Source organism: Streptomyces sp. ALI-76-A, assembly GCF_030287445.1.
In the GTDB taxonomy this organism is placed as follows: domain Bacteria; phylum Actinomycetota; class Actinomycetes; order Streptomycetales; family Streptomycetaceae; genus Streptomyces.
This window is the reverse complement of sequence record NZ_JASVWB010000002.1, coordinates 2299734-2314381: the sequence shown is the minus strand read 5'-3', so window position 1 is coordinate 2314381 and position 14648 is coordinate 2299734. Positions and strand designations below refer to the sequence as shown.

Sequence of the window (14648 nt, the reverse complement as noted above, 5' to 3'; positions counted from 1 at the left end):
CCTCCGGGAGTGCGGGACTGCTGGACGGACGGCCTCGTGGCATGGGCGGACAGGTCCGTCGCAGCCGCCGGCGTGTGCGCGGGCGGTGACCGGCTCCTCGGACGTCCGCGCGGCGCGCCGGGGCGTCACCGACCCGATCGACCTTGCCGCGCTCGGCGGCGCGCCCGCTGTCGCCGGCCCCCGGGGTCCCGCCCCCGCACGCAGGCCGCTGCCCGCGCGGAGGCCACGCGGGCGGCGGCGGCCCGCTGTCGCCCGTGCGTGTGTGGTCGCTTCCGGCCGGGACGGTCACGTCCCCGCGAGCGGCATCGCGGCGGCGACCAGCTTCCCGTTGGCGGCGGCCTTGTCCAGCGCGTCCCGCAGCAGGTCCTCCCGGGACTGGCGTCCGATCGACCCCACCGGCGCCGCGAACACCAGTACCTGCTGGTGCTTGTTGGCCGCGGCCCGCCAGCTCTCGGTCACCTGCAACGGCTGATGCGCCTGCCACCACGCCACCGGCTGACCGCCGTTCGGCGAGGCCTGGAGCACCGCGTGCAGCTGCCCCATGGCCAGCAGCACCGACCAGCCGTGGAGGACGGACGGCGCCGCCTCGATCGCCGGCACCGGCATGAACCCCTGCTCGATCAGCAGCGGCAGGAAGTCGTCGCCGGCACCCGACGCACCGGGCCGCACGATCGGCGCGGTCGGCTCGACGACCAGCGCGGGGTGCAGCTCCCCGGCGATCAGGACGAGTCCGCTGGTCACGCCGAGCACGGCCTGCTCGGGCGCGATCGTCTCCGGCTCCAGGTCGACGGTGTCGACGGTGTCGCCGGTGATGGACTTCACCGCTCCCTGGAGCTGCTCCTCGGTGACCTGTACGACCTGTGAGGGCAGGCAGCCCGCGTGGGCGAACGCGAGGACGGCGGTCTCGTCGCCGATGAACAGGACGGTGCTGGTGCGCTCCTGGCCGGAGTCGCCCTGGGTGCGGCAGGACGTGCAGTCGTAGCTGCCGGGGGCGTTGTCTCCGGCGAGCAGCCGGTCGGCTTCTTCGTCGCCGATCTCGGCGCGTACCTCGTCGCTGACGTCGAGCATGCGCGGCACGGGTGGCTCCCTCGGGATGTGGTGCGTGGCGGGGCCGGGTGGCTCCCGGCCCGTGAACCGGGCGGTCCCGGGCTCATGAAGAAGACAACGGGTGAGCTGTGGCGGGGGTCACGCCCGACTCCGTACGGAATCGAACCACCCGCCGCGGGCGGCCACCCGCGTCCGGAATCCGCGATCCATCGTCAAGTCCCCTATTCTGAAAGGAAGTTGGTCCAGTTAGGCGGATCACGGGAGAGCGGCCCTTTGGTCGACAAATCGGGAAATCGGCGAATGAAACGGGTGACCGGAAAATCACCGCTCCCCAGGTGACGGCCAACTCGCCGGAAGCACGGGCGGCCGGTGACACCGGCCGGTGCCACGGCCCGTCCGTACAGGTCGTCCGGCAGCACCTCGCCCTCTGAGCGTCGCTCCCCCTCGTTCCGGGCACGGAGCCCCATCCGGTCCGCCGACCGGGTGGGGCCCTCGGCGTACCGGACGCGCCGGGACGGTTCCGTGACACCCGCTGCTTAGCGTGGGCCGATGTTCCCCAAGCCGATCCAGCTCGTCCTGGCCACCGTCCTGCTGTTCCTCGCGCCCGGCGTGGCGCACGCCGCACCGCCGTCGCCCCTCCCCGGAGCACCGCAGGCACGCGCGCCCCACCCGTGCGCGAAGGACCAGTGGCCGTGGGGCTGCGTCGCCGAGTGCGAGAGCGGCGGACGCTGGCACGCGAACACCGGCAACGGCTACTACGGGGGACTGCAGTTCCGGCAGTCCACCTGGAAGGAGTTCGGAGGCCTGAAGTACGCCGCGCGCGCGGACCTCGCCACCCGCGCCGAACAGATCGCCGTCGCGCGGGAGGTGGTGGCCGTGCAGGGCTGGCAGGCCTGGCCGGTGTGCGCCGGGCGCTACGGGCTCAAGGGCCGGATGCACACGGTGAAACCCGGCGACACGCTCTTCGCGATCGCCCGCCGGTACGCCGTCCAGGGCGGCTGGCGGGAGCTCCACAAGGTGAACAAGGAGGTGATCGGCAGCCGCCCGGACCGGCTGAAACCGGGCATGATGCTGGTCATCCCGAAGGGTTAGGCCTGGTTCACGGCCGTGTTCGGCCCGCCGCTTCCCGCCGCCGGAACTCACCCGCCTCTCCGCTGAACACGACCGAGCCCCGCCGCAGTTCGTACACCACCGCCGCCCGGTCACGCAGTCCGGGCGGCAGCCGCTGTTCGGCGACGACCACGCACGCGTCGAGCGCTCCCAGCAGGTCGTACGTGCGGGCCGCGACCGTGGGCGACAGGCCCTGCGCGGGTTCGTCGACGAGCACCACGCGCGCGCGTGCCAGCAGCGCCCGGGAGAGGGCGAGCATGCGCTGCTCACCACCGGAGAGGGTGCCGGCCCGACGCGCCAGCAGGGGACGCAGCTGGGGGTAGGCGTCCAGGGCGGGGGCGTAGGCCGGGGCGGTGCCGGAAGGGGGCGTGGGAGCGGTGTCGCGCGGCGGTGCGGTGTCGTGGGCCGGGGTGGCTGTGAACGGCGGTGCCGTGCCGTGGGCGGGGATGGCGAGTTCGAGGTTCTCGCGCACGGTGAGGGAGCCGAACACCGCCTGCCGCTCGGGGACCAGGCACAGTCCGCGCCGGGCCCGCCGGAACGCGGGCAGCCGGGTGACATCGGTGCCGTCCCAGAGCACCGCGCCGCCGGACAGCGGTACGGTGCCGGCCAGCGCGCGCAGGACGGACGTACGGCCGGAACCGTTGCGGCCCAGCAGGACGGTGAGGCCGGGGCCGGGGGCGGCGAGGGTGACGCCGTGCAGGGCTTCCAGGGGGCCGTAGCGCACGCGCGCGTGGCGAAGTTCCAGGACGGCACTCACGCGGGGGCCTCCTGGGCGCCGAGAGCGTCCAGCACGCGGCCGGGCGGGCCGGAGGCGACGATGCGGCCCGCCGCCATGACGTGCACGACGTCGGCGAGGCCGGCGACCAGGTCGAGGTCGTGCTCGACCACGAGCAGGGCGGTGCCGTCGGCGGCGAGGGCCTTCAGCACCCGCGACAGCGCGGCGACCTCGGCGGTGTCCAGGCCGGCGGCGGGCTCGTCCAGCAGCAGTACCCGCGGGCCGCCCGCCAGGGCCCGGGCCAGTTCGACGCGGCGCAGGGTGCCGGTGGGCAGCCCGGCGGCGGGCAGCGCGCGCACCGGTCCGTCGAGCCCGAGCAGACGCAGCATCCGCTCCACGGCGGCCGGATCGGTGACGCGTCCCTGCTCGGCGCCCACGCGGACGTTCTCGGCCACCGTCAACGACGGGAAGACGGCCAGCCGCTGGAAGGTACGGGCGATCCCGAGCCGGGTCCGGGCGTGCGCGGCCAGCCGCGTGACGTCCCGCCCGCCGAACAGGACCCGCCCGCCCGAGGGCCGGTGCGTCCCGGCCAGGCAGTGGAACAGGGTGCTCTTCCCGGCGCCGTTGGGCCCGACGATCGCGGTGATCTTCCCGGGCGGCACGTCGAGATCGACGCCGTCGAGAGCGGTGAAGCCGTCGTAACGGGCGTGGAGGCGGTGGGCGGTGAGGGTGGGGAAGGAGGCAGCGGTGGCGACGGCAGGGGCGGGGGTGCGGGGGCTCGTCGTGGCGGGGGTGCGGGACGGGGGAGGAGGCGGGGTGGCGGGTGCGGTGGGCCGCGGGGCGCTCGCCCGCTCCGCCGGAGCGGCCGCGGCGGCCACGGGCCGCAGGCGGCTCCGTGCCTCCGCCCCGCGTGGCGTCAGCACCTTGCCGTGCCGCGACCGCAGGCGTCCCGTCGCCGTTCGCAGTGCCTCGTAAGGGCCGCCCGGGAAACGCCCCACGAGGACCGCCAGCACTCCGACGAGGGCCGCCGCCACGCCGCCCCGGGCGCCCGCGTCCAGCCCCACCAGGAGGGCCGCGGCGGCCAGCGCGCCCAGGGGGCTGTCGGCGCCCAGGACGACGACCGCGGCGAACCAGAGCAGACCGCGGACGGGGTCGTAGGCGCCGGGGTCGAAGGCCCGTAGGCCCATGCCGAGCATGCCGCCGCCGAGAGCGGCCAGCGCGGCGCCCGCGACGAAGGCGAGGAGCTTCAGGGAGGGCACCTGGACGCCCGCCGCCGACGCCCCCGCCTCGTGGTCCCGCAGGGCGGCGAGGGCCCGCCCCGTGCGGCCCCTGCGCAGGGCGTGCGCGACCAGCAGGGCGCCCGCCAGCAGGACCAGCTCCAGGACGTAGTACGCGCGGTCGCCGTCGAACCCCGCCGGGCGGCCCAGCGACAGCCCGGAGACGGCGTACGGCTGGGCGAAGACGAAACGGCTCACCCCGACACCGACCGCGAAGGTCGCCAGCGCCAGGGCGAGTCCCCGGCGGCTGATCGCCGGCCAGCCGGTCAGCAGGCCGAGCGGGGCCACCAGGAGCACCGCCACCGCCAGGGCCGCCAGCTCCGGCAGGCGCGGCAGCCCCGGGAAGCGGCCAGCGGCCAGCAGCGCGGTGAACAGGGCGCCGAGACCGGCGTACGCCGCCTGCCCCAGCGAGATCTGCCCGCCGCGCCCGGTGACCACCACCAGGGACAGCAGCACCACGCCCAGGGCCGGGACCTGGACCGACGTGTGCAGGTCCGAGCCGGCGAGACCGAGCGGCAGCAGGAACAGCACGGCGGCCACGATCCAGACGCCCGGCGGGGCCGGCACGCGCGTGGTGACCGCGCGCGGCAGCGCGTCCCCGGTGCCGATGCGCGGCAGCGCCAGCGCCGCGACCAGCAGGGCCACGGCGAACAGGTTCGCGCCGACCGCCTGCGCCAACGGCTCGCCCCAGCCCGAGGGGTGCAGCCGCGTGAGCTGGCTCTGCGCCACCCCGATGCCCAGCGCCACCACGACCGCGACCGGCAGGCTCCGCATCCGGGCGGCCACCGCGACCGCCACCACCTCCACCACGAGCAACGGCAGACCGTACGGGTCCAGACGCACGTAGGGCGCCAGCAGTACGCCCGTCAGACCCGCCGTGAACGAGCCGAACGCCCAGCCGGCCGCGGCCACCCGGTCCGCGTCGATCCCGCCGAGGACGGCCAGCCGCCGGTCGTCCACCACCGCCCGCAGCTCCCGCCCGAAGCGGGTCCGGCGGATCACCGCCGCGACCCCCGCGGCCAGCACCAGGACGACCGCGAGCTGCCCCCAGGGGTCCGCCGTCACCAGCTCCGGCGCGTCGTCCCGCGCCCCCTGGCCCCAGACCAGCGCGGCCCCGCCGACCAGCAGCACGAACACGCCGATGGAGGCGACCAGCGTCTGCGCCGGGTCGCTGCCGAGGACGGACAGCGGCCGGAAGACGAACCGCTCCAGCACCACGCCCAGGCCGGGCGCCAGGACCAGCAGCGTCACCGCGGCCCCCGCCCACAGCGGCCAGCCCCACCCGACCACGCACTGCCGCAGGGCGTACGCGCACACCATCGCGACGGCCCCGTGCGCGAAGTTGAGCACGCCGGTCGCCCGGTACGTCACGATCAGGCCGATCCCGGTGAGCGCGGCGGCACTGCCGACCGACAGACCGGCGAGCGTGAGGTCGTAGGTGAGGGAGGACGCCACAAAGGACGCGTCCGAGGGCGCCGGCAGGGGCATCGGGGCGGACATCAGTCGGTTGCCCCGGTCGGCTCGCAGATCGGGCAGGGGCCCAGCTCGCCGCCCGTCACCAGCTTGGAGTCCACCGGCACGGCCTCCGTCTTCCCCGCGACCAGCGGGCAGTCCGCGCGGTGCCACAGGGTGCCGCCCGGCACCATCAGCAGGTCCCCGCTGACCGCCAGGGGTGCGGGCGCCGCCCCGGGCGCCGCCTGCGCGTCGGCAGGCCCGGCGGCCACCAGGAGGCCGTACAGCTCCTCCACGCGGGCGGCGGCGAGCGCGCCCCGGCCGTGCGTGAGCAGGACCGCGCCGGCGATGATCAGGGCGGCGCCGGGGACCGTGCAGGACGCGAGGTAGGGCACCTGGCGCTCGGCGTACCGCTCGCCCGAGACGCCGTACCAGCCGAGGACGCACAGCACCGCGCCCGCGGCGAGCACGGCCCAGCCGGCCCAGAGGACGGGGTGCACGGTCCGCAGTCGGGCTGTCCGCATCTCTGGCTCCCACACGTCGTGTGTCTGTCCATGTCAGCCGATCGCTTGCACTATGCCTTCTGTCAGCTGACCCTGAAAGCACCGGGCGCCCATCGCCCGGACCGACACCCGGTGGTGAGCCAGATGGTTCTCGGGAGCGACCTCAGGCGGGGTAACGGACGGCGGCCACGTGCCCCGAGGGGAGCGGCCCTGGCGACCGCCCTGGCCCTCTGTCTCGTCCCGGCCCTCGCGGCCTGCGGCGACGACAGCGGGGGCGGCGGCGACAGCCCGCCCCCGACACCCTCCGTGGAGCGGACGACGAGCGCGCCGGCGGCGGCGACCGCGCCCGCCGACACGGCGGCGGCCGAGCGCCAGGTCAGGGAGAACTGGGAGAAGTTCTTCGACGCCAGGACGCCCACCAAGGACAGGCAGGCCGTCCTGGAGAACGGCGACGAGATGGGCCCGCTGCTCCAGGCCTTCAGCGGGGACGAGCGCGGCGGGCAGGTCCAGGCGGAGGTCACCGAGGTCGAGTTCACCAAGGCGACCGAGGCGACGGTGACGTACACGCTGCTGCTGAACGGGGCCACCGCCCTGCCGGACGCCGCCGGGACGGCGGTCGAACAGGACGGCACCTGGAAGGTCTCCGTCAACACGCTGTGCGCGCTGGTCCAGTTGAGCGGCAATGCGTCGCAGTCGCCGGCCGTGGGCTGCTGAGGCAGCCGCCGCGGTCCTGCTGCTCGCCCTGGGCACGGCCTGCGGCAGCCGCCTGCCGGAGAGCGACTTCGAGAACCGGCCGGACCGCGCCCCCACGCGGACCGGCACCGCGCCGATCCGCGTGGGCATCATCGCCAGCGCCACCAGCCCGGTCGGCGGCGACGCCTTCACCGGCCCGCGCGACGGCGCCCAGGCCTGGTTCGACCGCCTCAACGCGCGCGGGGGCATCGACGGCCGCCCGGTCGAGGTGCGCGTGTGCGACGACGGCGGCAGCGGCGTCGGCAACAACACGTGCGTGCACCGCCTGATCGAGGAGGACCGGGTCGTCGCCCTGGTCGCCACCACGGCACTGGACTACGCGGGCGCCTCCCGCGTCTCCCGCGCGCGGGTGCCCGACATCGGCGGCCAGCCCATCGGCGCGGCCTACGACACCTGGCCGCACCTGTACAGCGTCTACGGCAGCCTCGCGCCCCGTGACGGCACGACCGGCTGGGACGGCAGGCAGTACGGCGGCACCGAGGTGTACCGCTACTTCAAGCGTGAGCACGGGGCCCGCACGGCCGCCGTCGTCTCCTACAACCAGGCCGCGTCCGCCGCCTACGCCTCGCTGGTCGAGCGGGGACTGAAGGCCGAGGGCTACCGGGTGGTCACCGAGCAGGTCGACTTCGCGCTGCCCAACTTCCGCGCGGTGGCGGCCGACCTGAAGGAGCAGGGCGCGGACCTCGTCTTCGACGCCATCGACACGCACGGCAACGCCCGGCTGTGCGAGGCGATGGACGACGCCGGCGTCGAGGTCACCGCCAAGGTGACGAACGTACAGAACTGGACGTCGACCGTGCCCGAGGACTACAAGGACGCCCCGCGCTGCCGCAACGCCCTGTGGGCCACCGGCTCCAGCCGCAACCACCAGGACACCGGCCACGCGGCCGTACGGGAGTTCCGGGACGCCACGGAGCGGCTCGGGACGCGTTCGCAGTGGCAGCTGGAGGGGTGGGCGGCCGCGCGGTGGTTCACGGACGCGGCCCGGTCCTGCGCCGGCACCGGCGTCACGCGCGCGTGCGTCGACGCCTACGTGAACCGCGGCGAGGGCTACACCGCGGGCGGCCTGCTCCTGCCCGTCGTGTTCGAGCGGCTGGCCGAGCCGCCCGGGACCCGCAGGACGTGCCTGTCGGTGGCCCGCTGGGCGGACGGCCGGGGCTGGGTCTCCCAGGGCGACATGAACAGCACCTGCTTCGACGTTCCGCAGCTGTCGTACCGGCCGTGACCGGGGACACAGGAGATCCGTACTCGCGGACAGTGGCTGTCCGCGACCGCTGGCAGACTCGGACGCATGTTGGAGACCTCGGCACGTCTGCTGCGTCTGCTCTCGCTCCTCCAGGCCCACCGTGACTGGTCCGGAGCCGCGCTGGCCGACCGGCTCGGTGTCACGCCGCGCACGGTCCGCCGGGACGTGGACCGGCTGCGCGAGCTGGGTTACCCCGTCAACGCCAGTCCCGGCACCGGTGGCGGCTACCAGCTGGGCGCGGGCGCCGAGCTGCCCCCGCTGCTGCTGGACGACGACGAGGCCGTCGCGGTCGCCGTGGGGCTGCGGACCGCCGCCGGGCAGGGCATCGACGGCATCGGCGAGAGCTCGGTGCGGGCGCTCGCCAAGCTGGAGCAGGTCCTGCCGAGCCGGCTGCGGCGCCGGGTGAGCACCCTGAACGCCTTCACCGTGCCGATGCTGCGCGGCCCCGCGCCATCCGCCGTCGACCCGGGCGTCCTCACCGAACTCGCGCACCTGTGCCGGGACGCCGAACGGCTGCGCTTCGAGTACCGGGACCACGAGGGCGCCGCCACCCGCCGTACCGTCGAACCGCACCGCCTGGTGTGCACCGAGCGCCGCTGGTACCTGGTCGCCTGGGACGTGGACCGCGACGACTGGCGTACCTTCCGCGTCGACCGGATCACGCCCAGGCCACCGCACGGCCCGCGCTTCGCCCCGCGCACCCCGCCCGCCGACGACCTCGCCGCGTATGTCTCCCAGGGGGTCTCCACGCGCGCGTACGCCTCGCACGCGGTCGTCCGGCTGCTGGTGCCGCTGGAGGAGGCCGCCGAACGCGTTTCGCCGTCCGACGGCACCCTCGAGGCGGAGGGCCCCGACAGCTGCGTCCTGCGCACCGGGGCCGCGAGCCTCGACGTGATGGTGATCCATGTGACCCTGCTGGGGTTCGAGTTCGAGGTGCTGGAGCCGGCCGGGCTGACCGAGGCGATCAGGACGGTCCAGGCCCGGCTCGCCCGCTCGCTGGCGCGGACCGGGCAGCCTCGGCCCGTCACGGGGAACGGCCGACCGCGGTGAACCCGTCGGCGGTGAGGCGGCTCGTGCGCCGGCGTTCCACGCCCTCCGCGCGGCCCGCGTCCCCCGGGGACCGTCCCGTCGGGACCTGTCCCGCGACCGTGTATTTCCGGTGCGGTGCCGGTTCCCGCGAGGCCGCCCGGAATCGGTGGGAGAAAGAGGACCGGCGACGGTTCCTCCCGCGCTTTTCGCACGGCTTTTCCTCCGTACGGCGCGGCACCGGGAATTACGTTCGATTCTCTGCGGAAGGCGTACGAAACCGCTCGTACGTGTGACGCGGTTGGGCCGAAACGCGTGTCGTGATGCTGTGACAGAAGCGTGACCGGAGAGGGACGTGTGGCGTGAGGTGCGGACGCGGACTTCCCCGGTAGCCGGGCAGCGCCTAGCGTGGCCGTATGGCACCGATTCCGACACCGCCCGCCGAACCCGACGACAGCCCGGACACCTATGTCGGCCGCGACGCCGACACCGCCGAGCGGCTCGCTCGTGAGCGGGGGTGGTCGAACGTCCGGTCGCTCCCGCCGGGGGCCGTCATCACCATGGAGTACCGCTCGGGGCGCCTGAACTTCGAGGTGCGGGACGGCCGCGTGACCCGGGCCTGGAAGGGCTGACCTCGCGGCGACGGCGACGGCCCCGGCTCCTCGGAGGGAGCCGGGGCCGTCGCCGTGCGGGGCGGGTGTGCGTACCGGCCCCGCCGCACGAGGGTCAGCCGCCCGTCAGGGGGCGGGCCGCCGGGGCCGTGCCCCGCGCCACACGGTCCGGGTGCGGCGGCCGGCGGCTGCCGGCCGGGGTGAGCGGTGTGCGCTCCGAGCGGGCCGTGTGCGGGCCCGGGGCCAGGTGGACGGGTGCCCGGGGGGAACGGGCCGCGGTCTCGTTCTGGGGAGCCGTGCGCGGCTTGACCCGCACGGGCGTCTCGACGGGCGAGAGCGATGCCCGTGCCGGGCTGTCGCTGCGGGCCCGCCAGCGGTCGCGCAGATCGAAGATCCCGGCCTCGGCGCGGGCGATCAGCGGCTCGCACCAGGGCAGCGCCAGCAGGACCAGCAGACCCGCGGCCCAGCCGAGGAGCACGTCGCTGAGCCAGTGCGTACCGAGGTAGACGGTGGCCATGCCCACGCCGAGGGAGACCACGGCGGACAGGGCGGACAGCCAGCGGCGCGCTCTCGGGGTGGAGGCCAGATACGCCAGGATGCCCCAGGTCACCACGGCGTTCGCGGTGTGGCCGCTGGGAAATATATCGCCGCCCAGGCCCATCTCGTTCGAGCCGATGGTGGTCGCGTAGTGCGGACCGAGTCTGCCCATGCCGAGCTTGGCGGCGCCGACCGTGATGTTCAGCAGCAGCAGCGAGGCGCCCAGGGTCAGCATCGGGCGCAGCGTGTGCTGCCGCCAGGAGCGCCAGCCCAGCCAGGCGGAGACCATCACCGCGGTGGGGCCGCGCTGGCCGAGCACCACGTAGTAGTCGACGAACCAGTGGATGCCCGCCCACTGCTGGTACGGGCGGAAGAACATGACCTGCCAGTCGAGACGGACCAGCCACGAGGTGATCACCACGAGCCACACGATCGCCATATAGAACACGAGAGTTCCGGCGAGCAGCGCGACCCGGTGCCGGCTCATCTTCGGCACATCGAGGTGGGCCGGTCGTTCCGGCTCGCGATCCAGCCTGGCGAACACCCGGTCCAGACGGGTGAGGTTTCGTTCGGTACGCACCCAATCGACGTTACAGCGAGTGAGCTCAGTTCCCCGTCGAATCCACGGCTTTGTGATGACGATGTGATGTGGGATTCCTCTCAGTGAGAGGTTTATTTCCGAGGAATCCGCAATGCTGGACGGCCGCCCTCCGCAATTCTTTTGATCGTTTTGGGTGACGGTTTTATCGCGCTTATGAATTCGTTCACCGAATCATGGGGCGGAATTCTCCGGGCGCTCACTGACGCTCCGTGACGATCAGGGCGGACCGGACCCGTTCAGCCAGAACGCCCCGTACAGCGCCGAGGCCACCGCCGCCGCTCCCACCACCAGCGCCGGGGTGGGCGTACGCGCCCGGGCCAGGGCGCGGGCGAGGGGCAGCAGCAGGGGGAACGCGGGCAGCAGCAGGCGCGGTTTCGACCCGAAATAGCTCGACGCGCACAGGGCGAGGGCGGTGACGACGCCCGCGTACACCAGGAGGGGCGGCGGCTGGCCCTGGCGTACGCACACGACGTACAGCCAGGCGACCAGGCCGACTCCGGCGATCAGTGCCACGCCCGCCAGGGCCGAGGGGAACGACGTGAACTTGTCGGCGACGAAGCGGGCGAAGGCGTAGCCGCCGTCGAACCCGTTGCGCCAGCCGGCCTGGACGTCGAGATAGCTGAGCGGACCCTTGCCGGTGTGCCGGCCGACCCACAGGACGTAGGCGGCGGTGCCGAGCGGCGACAGAAGCATGGCGAGGACCGGTCCAAGGAGGGAGGCGCGGTCCGCCCTGGGCCTGCCCCGGTCCCGCACGAGCGCGGCGACCGCCGCCGTCCACACCGCCGCGGCCACCGCGAGCCCCACCGGCCGGGTCAGGCCCGCCAGACAGGCCAGGAGGCCCGCCGTCGCCCAGCGGCCGGTCAGCAGCGCGTACAGCGACCAGGCGGCCAGCGCGGTGAACAGCGACTCGCTGTACGCCATCGACTGCACGATCCCCACGGGCAGCACCGCCCACAGCAGGACCGCGCAGATGCCCGCCCGTCTCCCCCCACCACCCTTCCAGGGCCGCGTCTCGCGCCCTTCCTGTTCCCGGCTGCCGTAAAGGTGGTCGGCGACCGCGAAGATCCCCCAGGCCGCGGCGAGCGAGGAGAGGAGGGCGACGGCGAAGCCCGCGTCGGCGTACGACAGCGGGGTCGTCGCGGCCAGCAGCCGCTCCAGCCACGGCAGCAGGGGGAAGAACGCGAGGTTGGAGTGCACGTCGCCGTTCGGCAGGCGGACCTCGTAGCCGTACCCCAGCTCGGCGACCCGGGTGTACCAGAGCGCGTCCCAGCGGGCGGTGAGCAGCGTGTACGCGTCCTTGTCGCGCGCGGCGCTCCACACGGCCAGCACCAGCAGGCCCAGGGCGCGCACGGCCACGTACCCCAGGAGGGCCGGGGCCGCCCGGCGCAGGGTCGCGGCGGCGGGCGGAGCCCCGCGCGGTGCAAGATCGGTCACGCGGCCGATTATCGACCGGGCACGGAACCGGGCCGCCCCCGGGGGCGTGGAGACGGCCAGGGGGAGTGGCGTACACCACATGGGTTCCGGACGAGTCTGAGAGGTCCGCCACTGGGCTCCGGGACGGACTCGCGTACGCTGGCGTGTCACTCGTACGTCGTGCGCGGGCCGGGGACCACCGCTCCTCTCCGGCCGAGTCACGGGAGTCCCCACCCCGTGAGCCCGCCGAACGCGAGGGAACATCTGGGAGGTACATACATGTCCGGGACGACCACGGCTGCCGCTGCGCTGCGCCGTCGGGCGGCCGGGGCCGGTGCCAACCGCTGGGTGGTCCTGTTCGTCCTCTGTACCAGCCTGCTCCTGGTCGCGCTCGACGCGACCGTGCTGCACGTGGCGGTACCCGCCGTCACCGAGGACCTCAGGCCCGGCGGGATAGAGCTGCTCTGGATCGTCGACGTCTATCCGCTCGTCTGCGCCTCGCTGTTGATCCTCTTCGGCACGCTCGGCGACCGCGTCGGCCGCAGACGCATCCTGCTCTTCGGATACGCCCTGTTCGGCGTCGCCTCCGCCCTGGCCGCCCTCGCGGAGAGCGCGCAGATGCTGATCGTGGCGCGGGCGCTGCTCGGGGTCGGCGGCGCGATGATCATGCCGGCGACGCTGTCCATCCTGCGCCAGGTCTTTCCCGACCGGCGGGAGCGGGCGCTCGCGATAGGCGTCTGGAGTGCGGTGGCGGCGGTCGGCGCGGCGGTCGGCCCGCTGCTCGGCGGTTTCCTGCTGGAGCACTTCTGGTGGGGCTCGGTGTTCCTCGTCAACATTCCGTTGATGCTGGTCAGCCTCCCGATCGGACGGCTGCTGCTGCCGGAGTCGCGGGGTGACGGCAAGGGCCCGTGGGACGTGGTCGGCGCGCTGATGGCCGCGGGCGGGCTGTTCGCCCTGGTGCTGGGCGTCAAGCGGCTCGGGGGCGGGGAGCTGGGGCCGTTCACCGTGGCGCAGCTGCTGGTGGGCGCGGTGCTGATCGTTCTCTTCGTACGGCGGCAGCGGCGGCTGGCGCATCCGCTGGTGGACCTGCGGATGTTCGCGCGGCCGGCGTTCAGCACGTCGGTGGGGTGCATCGTGCTGGCGATGCTCGCGCTGGTCGGCCTGGAGCTGATCGCGGCCCAGTACCTGCAACTGGTGCTGGGGCTGTCCCCGCTGGAGACGGGGCTCCGGCTGCTGCCGCTGACGATCGCCGCGATGGCGGCGGGGCTGGCGGGGGCGCGGATGCTGCGCCGGTTCGGGCCGCGGCGGATGGTGAGCTGCGGATTCTGCCTGACGGCGGTGGCCGTGGTGCTGCTGACCGCGCTGGGCGGCGAGGACAACGCCCCGCTGATGCTGACCGGGTTCGTACTGCTGGGCTTCGGACTGGAGACGACGCTGTTCGGGGCCTACGAGTCGATGCTGAGCGAGGCTCCGCCGGAGCAAGCGGGCGGGGCCGCGGCGATCGGCGAGACCTCCTACCAGCTGGGCGCGGGCATCGGCATCGCCCTGCTCGGCAGCGTGATGAACGCGGCGTACGCGCCCGGGGTGTCGTCGGTTCCCGGCGTACCGGCGGCGGCGTCGGCGGCGGCGGGGCATTCGCTGGGGGAGGCGTACGAGGTCGCCGGGCGGTTGGGCGGGGAGGCCGGGGTGGCCCTGCGGCGCACCGCCCGGGACTGCTTCGTGTACGGGCTGCATGTGACGTTGCTGGTCAGCGCGGGGCTGTTGGTGCTGGGGGCGTTGATGGCGCTGCGGTTGCCGCGGGTGATGCAGTGCGGGGAGCCGGAGGCGAAGGTGGACCTTCCGGGCCCCAGGGAGGTCGCGGAGTCCCGCGTCTCCGCCTGACCCCGGGAAGTTCCCCACCCGCGCACCCTCGTCACGGGCGCTGACAGGCGGACGTGCCCGGTCCTGCTTCGAGGCCGCGGTCGCCTACGCCAGGACGCGGGAGCAGCTCGGGCGGCCCATCGGCGGGTTCCAGCTGACCCAGGCCAAGCTCGCCGACATGGCGGTCGAACTGCACAAGGGGATTTCGCTCGCCCATCACCTGGGGCGGCGCATGGACGCCGGCCGCCTGCGTCCCGAGCAGGTCAGCTTCGGCAAGCTCAACAACGTTCGCGAGGCCATCGACATCTGCCGTACGGCCCGCACCATCCTCGGTGCCAACGGGATCTCGCTCGAGTACCCCGTGATGCGGCACGCGACCAATCTCGAGTCGGTGCTCACCTACGAGGGCACCGTCGAGATGCACCAGCTCGTGCTGGGCAAGGCGCTCACCGGGCTCGACGCCTTCCGCTGACTCCCCCACAGCGGGCAGGGCCGGT

12 protein-coding genes and 1 pseudogene are annotated in these 14648 nt (G+C 74.2%); 7 read left to right on the top strand and 6 right to left on the bottom strand.

Annotated features, from left to right (window positions below):
* Positions 1-285: 285 nt before the first annotated feature.
* Positions 286-1077: a DUF8842 C-terminal domain-containing protein gene (locus QQS16_RS11360; protein WP_286061506.1), complete on the bottom strand. Its 792-nt coding sequence runs from the start codon at positions 1075-1077 to the stop codon at positions 286-288.
* Between the two features lie 519 nt (positions 1078-1596).
* On the opposite strand from QQS16_RS11360, the gene QQS16_RS11355 reads away from it, so the two are divergent.
* Positions 1597-2139, top strand: a complete 543-nt coding sequence (locus QQS16_RS11355) for a LysM peptidoglycan-binding domain-containing protein (protein WP_286061505.1) — start codon at positions 1597-1599, stop codon at positions 2137-2139.
* Positions 2140-2146: 7 nt separating this feature from the next.
* On the opposite strand, the gene QQS16_RS11350 is transcribed toward QQS16_RS11355, so the two are convergent.
* From QQS16_RS11350 to QQS16_RS11340, 3 genes are read right to left on the bottom strand one after another with little or no spacing between them, the layout of a single operon-like run.
* Positions 2147-2914, bottom strand: a complete 768-nt coding sequence (locus QQS16_RS11350) for an ABC transporter ATP-binding protein (protein ID WP_286061504.1) — start codon at positions 2912-2914, stop codon at positions 2147-2149.
* Positions 2911-5649 (bottom strand): ABC transporter permease subunit, encoded by a 2739-nt coding sequence (locus QQS16_RS11345; protein ID WP_286061503.1) that lies wholly within the window; start codon positions 5647-5649, stop codon positions 2911-2913. Before QQS16_RS11345 ends, QQS16_RS11350 begins: the two co-directional genes overlap by 4 nt.
* Positions 5649-6125 carry a hypothetical protein gene (locus tag QQS16_RS11340; protein WP_286061502.1) on the bottom strand — a complete coding sequence of 159 codons (477 nt, stop codon included), beginning with the start codon at positions 6123-6125 and terminating at the stop codon, positions 5649-5651. The genes QQS16_RS11345 and QQS16_RS11340 overlap by 1 nt, the downstream gene beginning before the upstream one ends.
* A 123-nt stretch (positions 6126-6248) precedes the next feature.
* Between QQS16_RS11340 and QQS16_RS11335 the strand changes: the two genes are divergently transcribed.
* From QQS16_RS11335 to QQS16_RS11320, 4 genes are all read left to right on the top strand, one after another.
* Positions 6249-6818 carry an MTB12 C-terminal domain-containing protein gene (locus tag QQS16_RS11335; protein ID WP_286061501.1) on the top strand — a complete coding sequence of 190 codons (570 nt, stop codon included), beginning with the start codon at positions 6249-6251 and terminating at the stop codon, positions 6816-6818.
* Positions 6787-8082, top strand: coding sequence for an ABC transporter substrate-binding protein (locus QQS16_RS11330; RefSeq protein WP_286061500.1), 1296 nt, complete (start codon positions 6787-6789; stop codon positions 8080-8082). Before QQS16_RS11335 ends, QQS16_RS11330 begins: the two co-directional genes overlap by 32 nt.
* Before the next feature lie 66 nt (positions 8083-8148).
* Complete coding sequence (locus QQS16_RS11325; RefSeq protein WP_286061499.1) at positions 8149-9153, top strand: helix-turn-helix transcriptional regulator; 1005 nt, start codon at positions 8149-8151, stop codon at positions 9151-9153.
* 392 nt (positions 9154-9545) lie between these two features.
* Positions 9546-9761 (top strand): I78 family peptidase inhibitor, encoded by a 216-nt coding sequence (locus tag QQS16_RS11320; protein WP_286061498.1) that lies wholly within the window; start codon positions 9546-9548, stop codon positions 9759-9761.
* Between the two features lie 94 nt (positions 9762-9855).
* On the opposite strand, the gene QQS16_RS11315 is transcribed toward QQS16_RS11320, so the two are convergent.
* Positions 9856-10857, bottom strand: a complete 1002-nt coding sequence (locus QQS16_RS11315) for a phosphatase PAP2 family protein (RefSeq protein WP_286061497.1) — start codon at positions 10855-10857, stop codon at positions 9856-9858.
* 237 nt (positions 10858-11094) lie between these two features.
* Positions 11095-12312, bottom strand: a complete 1218-nt coding sequence (locus QQS16_RS11310) for a mannosyltransferase family protein (RefSeq protein ID WP_286061496.1) — start codon at positions 12310-12312, stop codon at positions 11095-11097.
* A gap of 258 nt (positions 12313-12570) precedes the next feature.
* On the opposite strand from QQS16_RS11310, the gene QQS16_RS11305 reads away from it, so the two are divergent.
* Positions 12571-14172, top strand: a complete 1602-nt coding sequence (locus QQS16_RS11305; RefSeq protein ID WP_286061495.1) for an MFS transporter — start codon at positions 12571-12573, stop codon at positions 14170-14172.
* Positions 14099-14623, top strand: a pseudogene (locus QQS16_RS11300) (acyl-CoA dehydrogenase family protein); the annotation flags it as partial. The gene QQS16_RS11305 and the pseudogene QQS16_RS11300, both read left to right, overlap by 74 nt.
* Between the last annotated feature and the right edge of the window lie 25 nt (positions 14624-14648).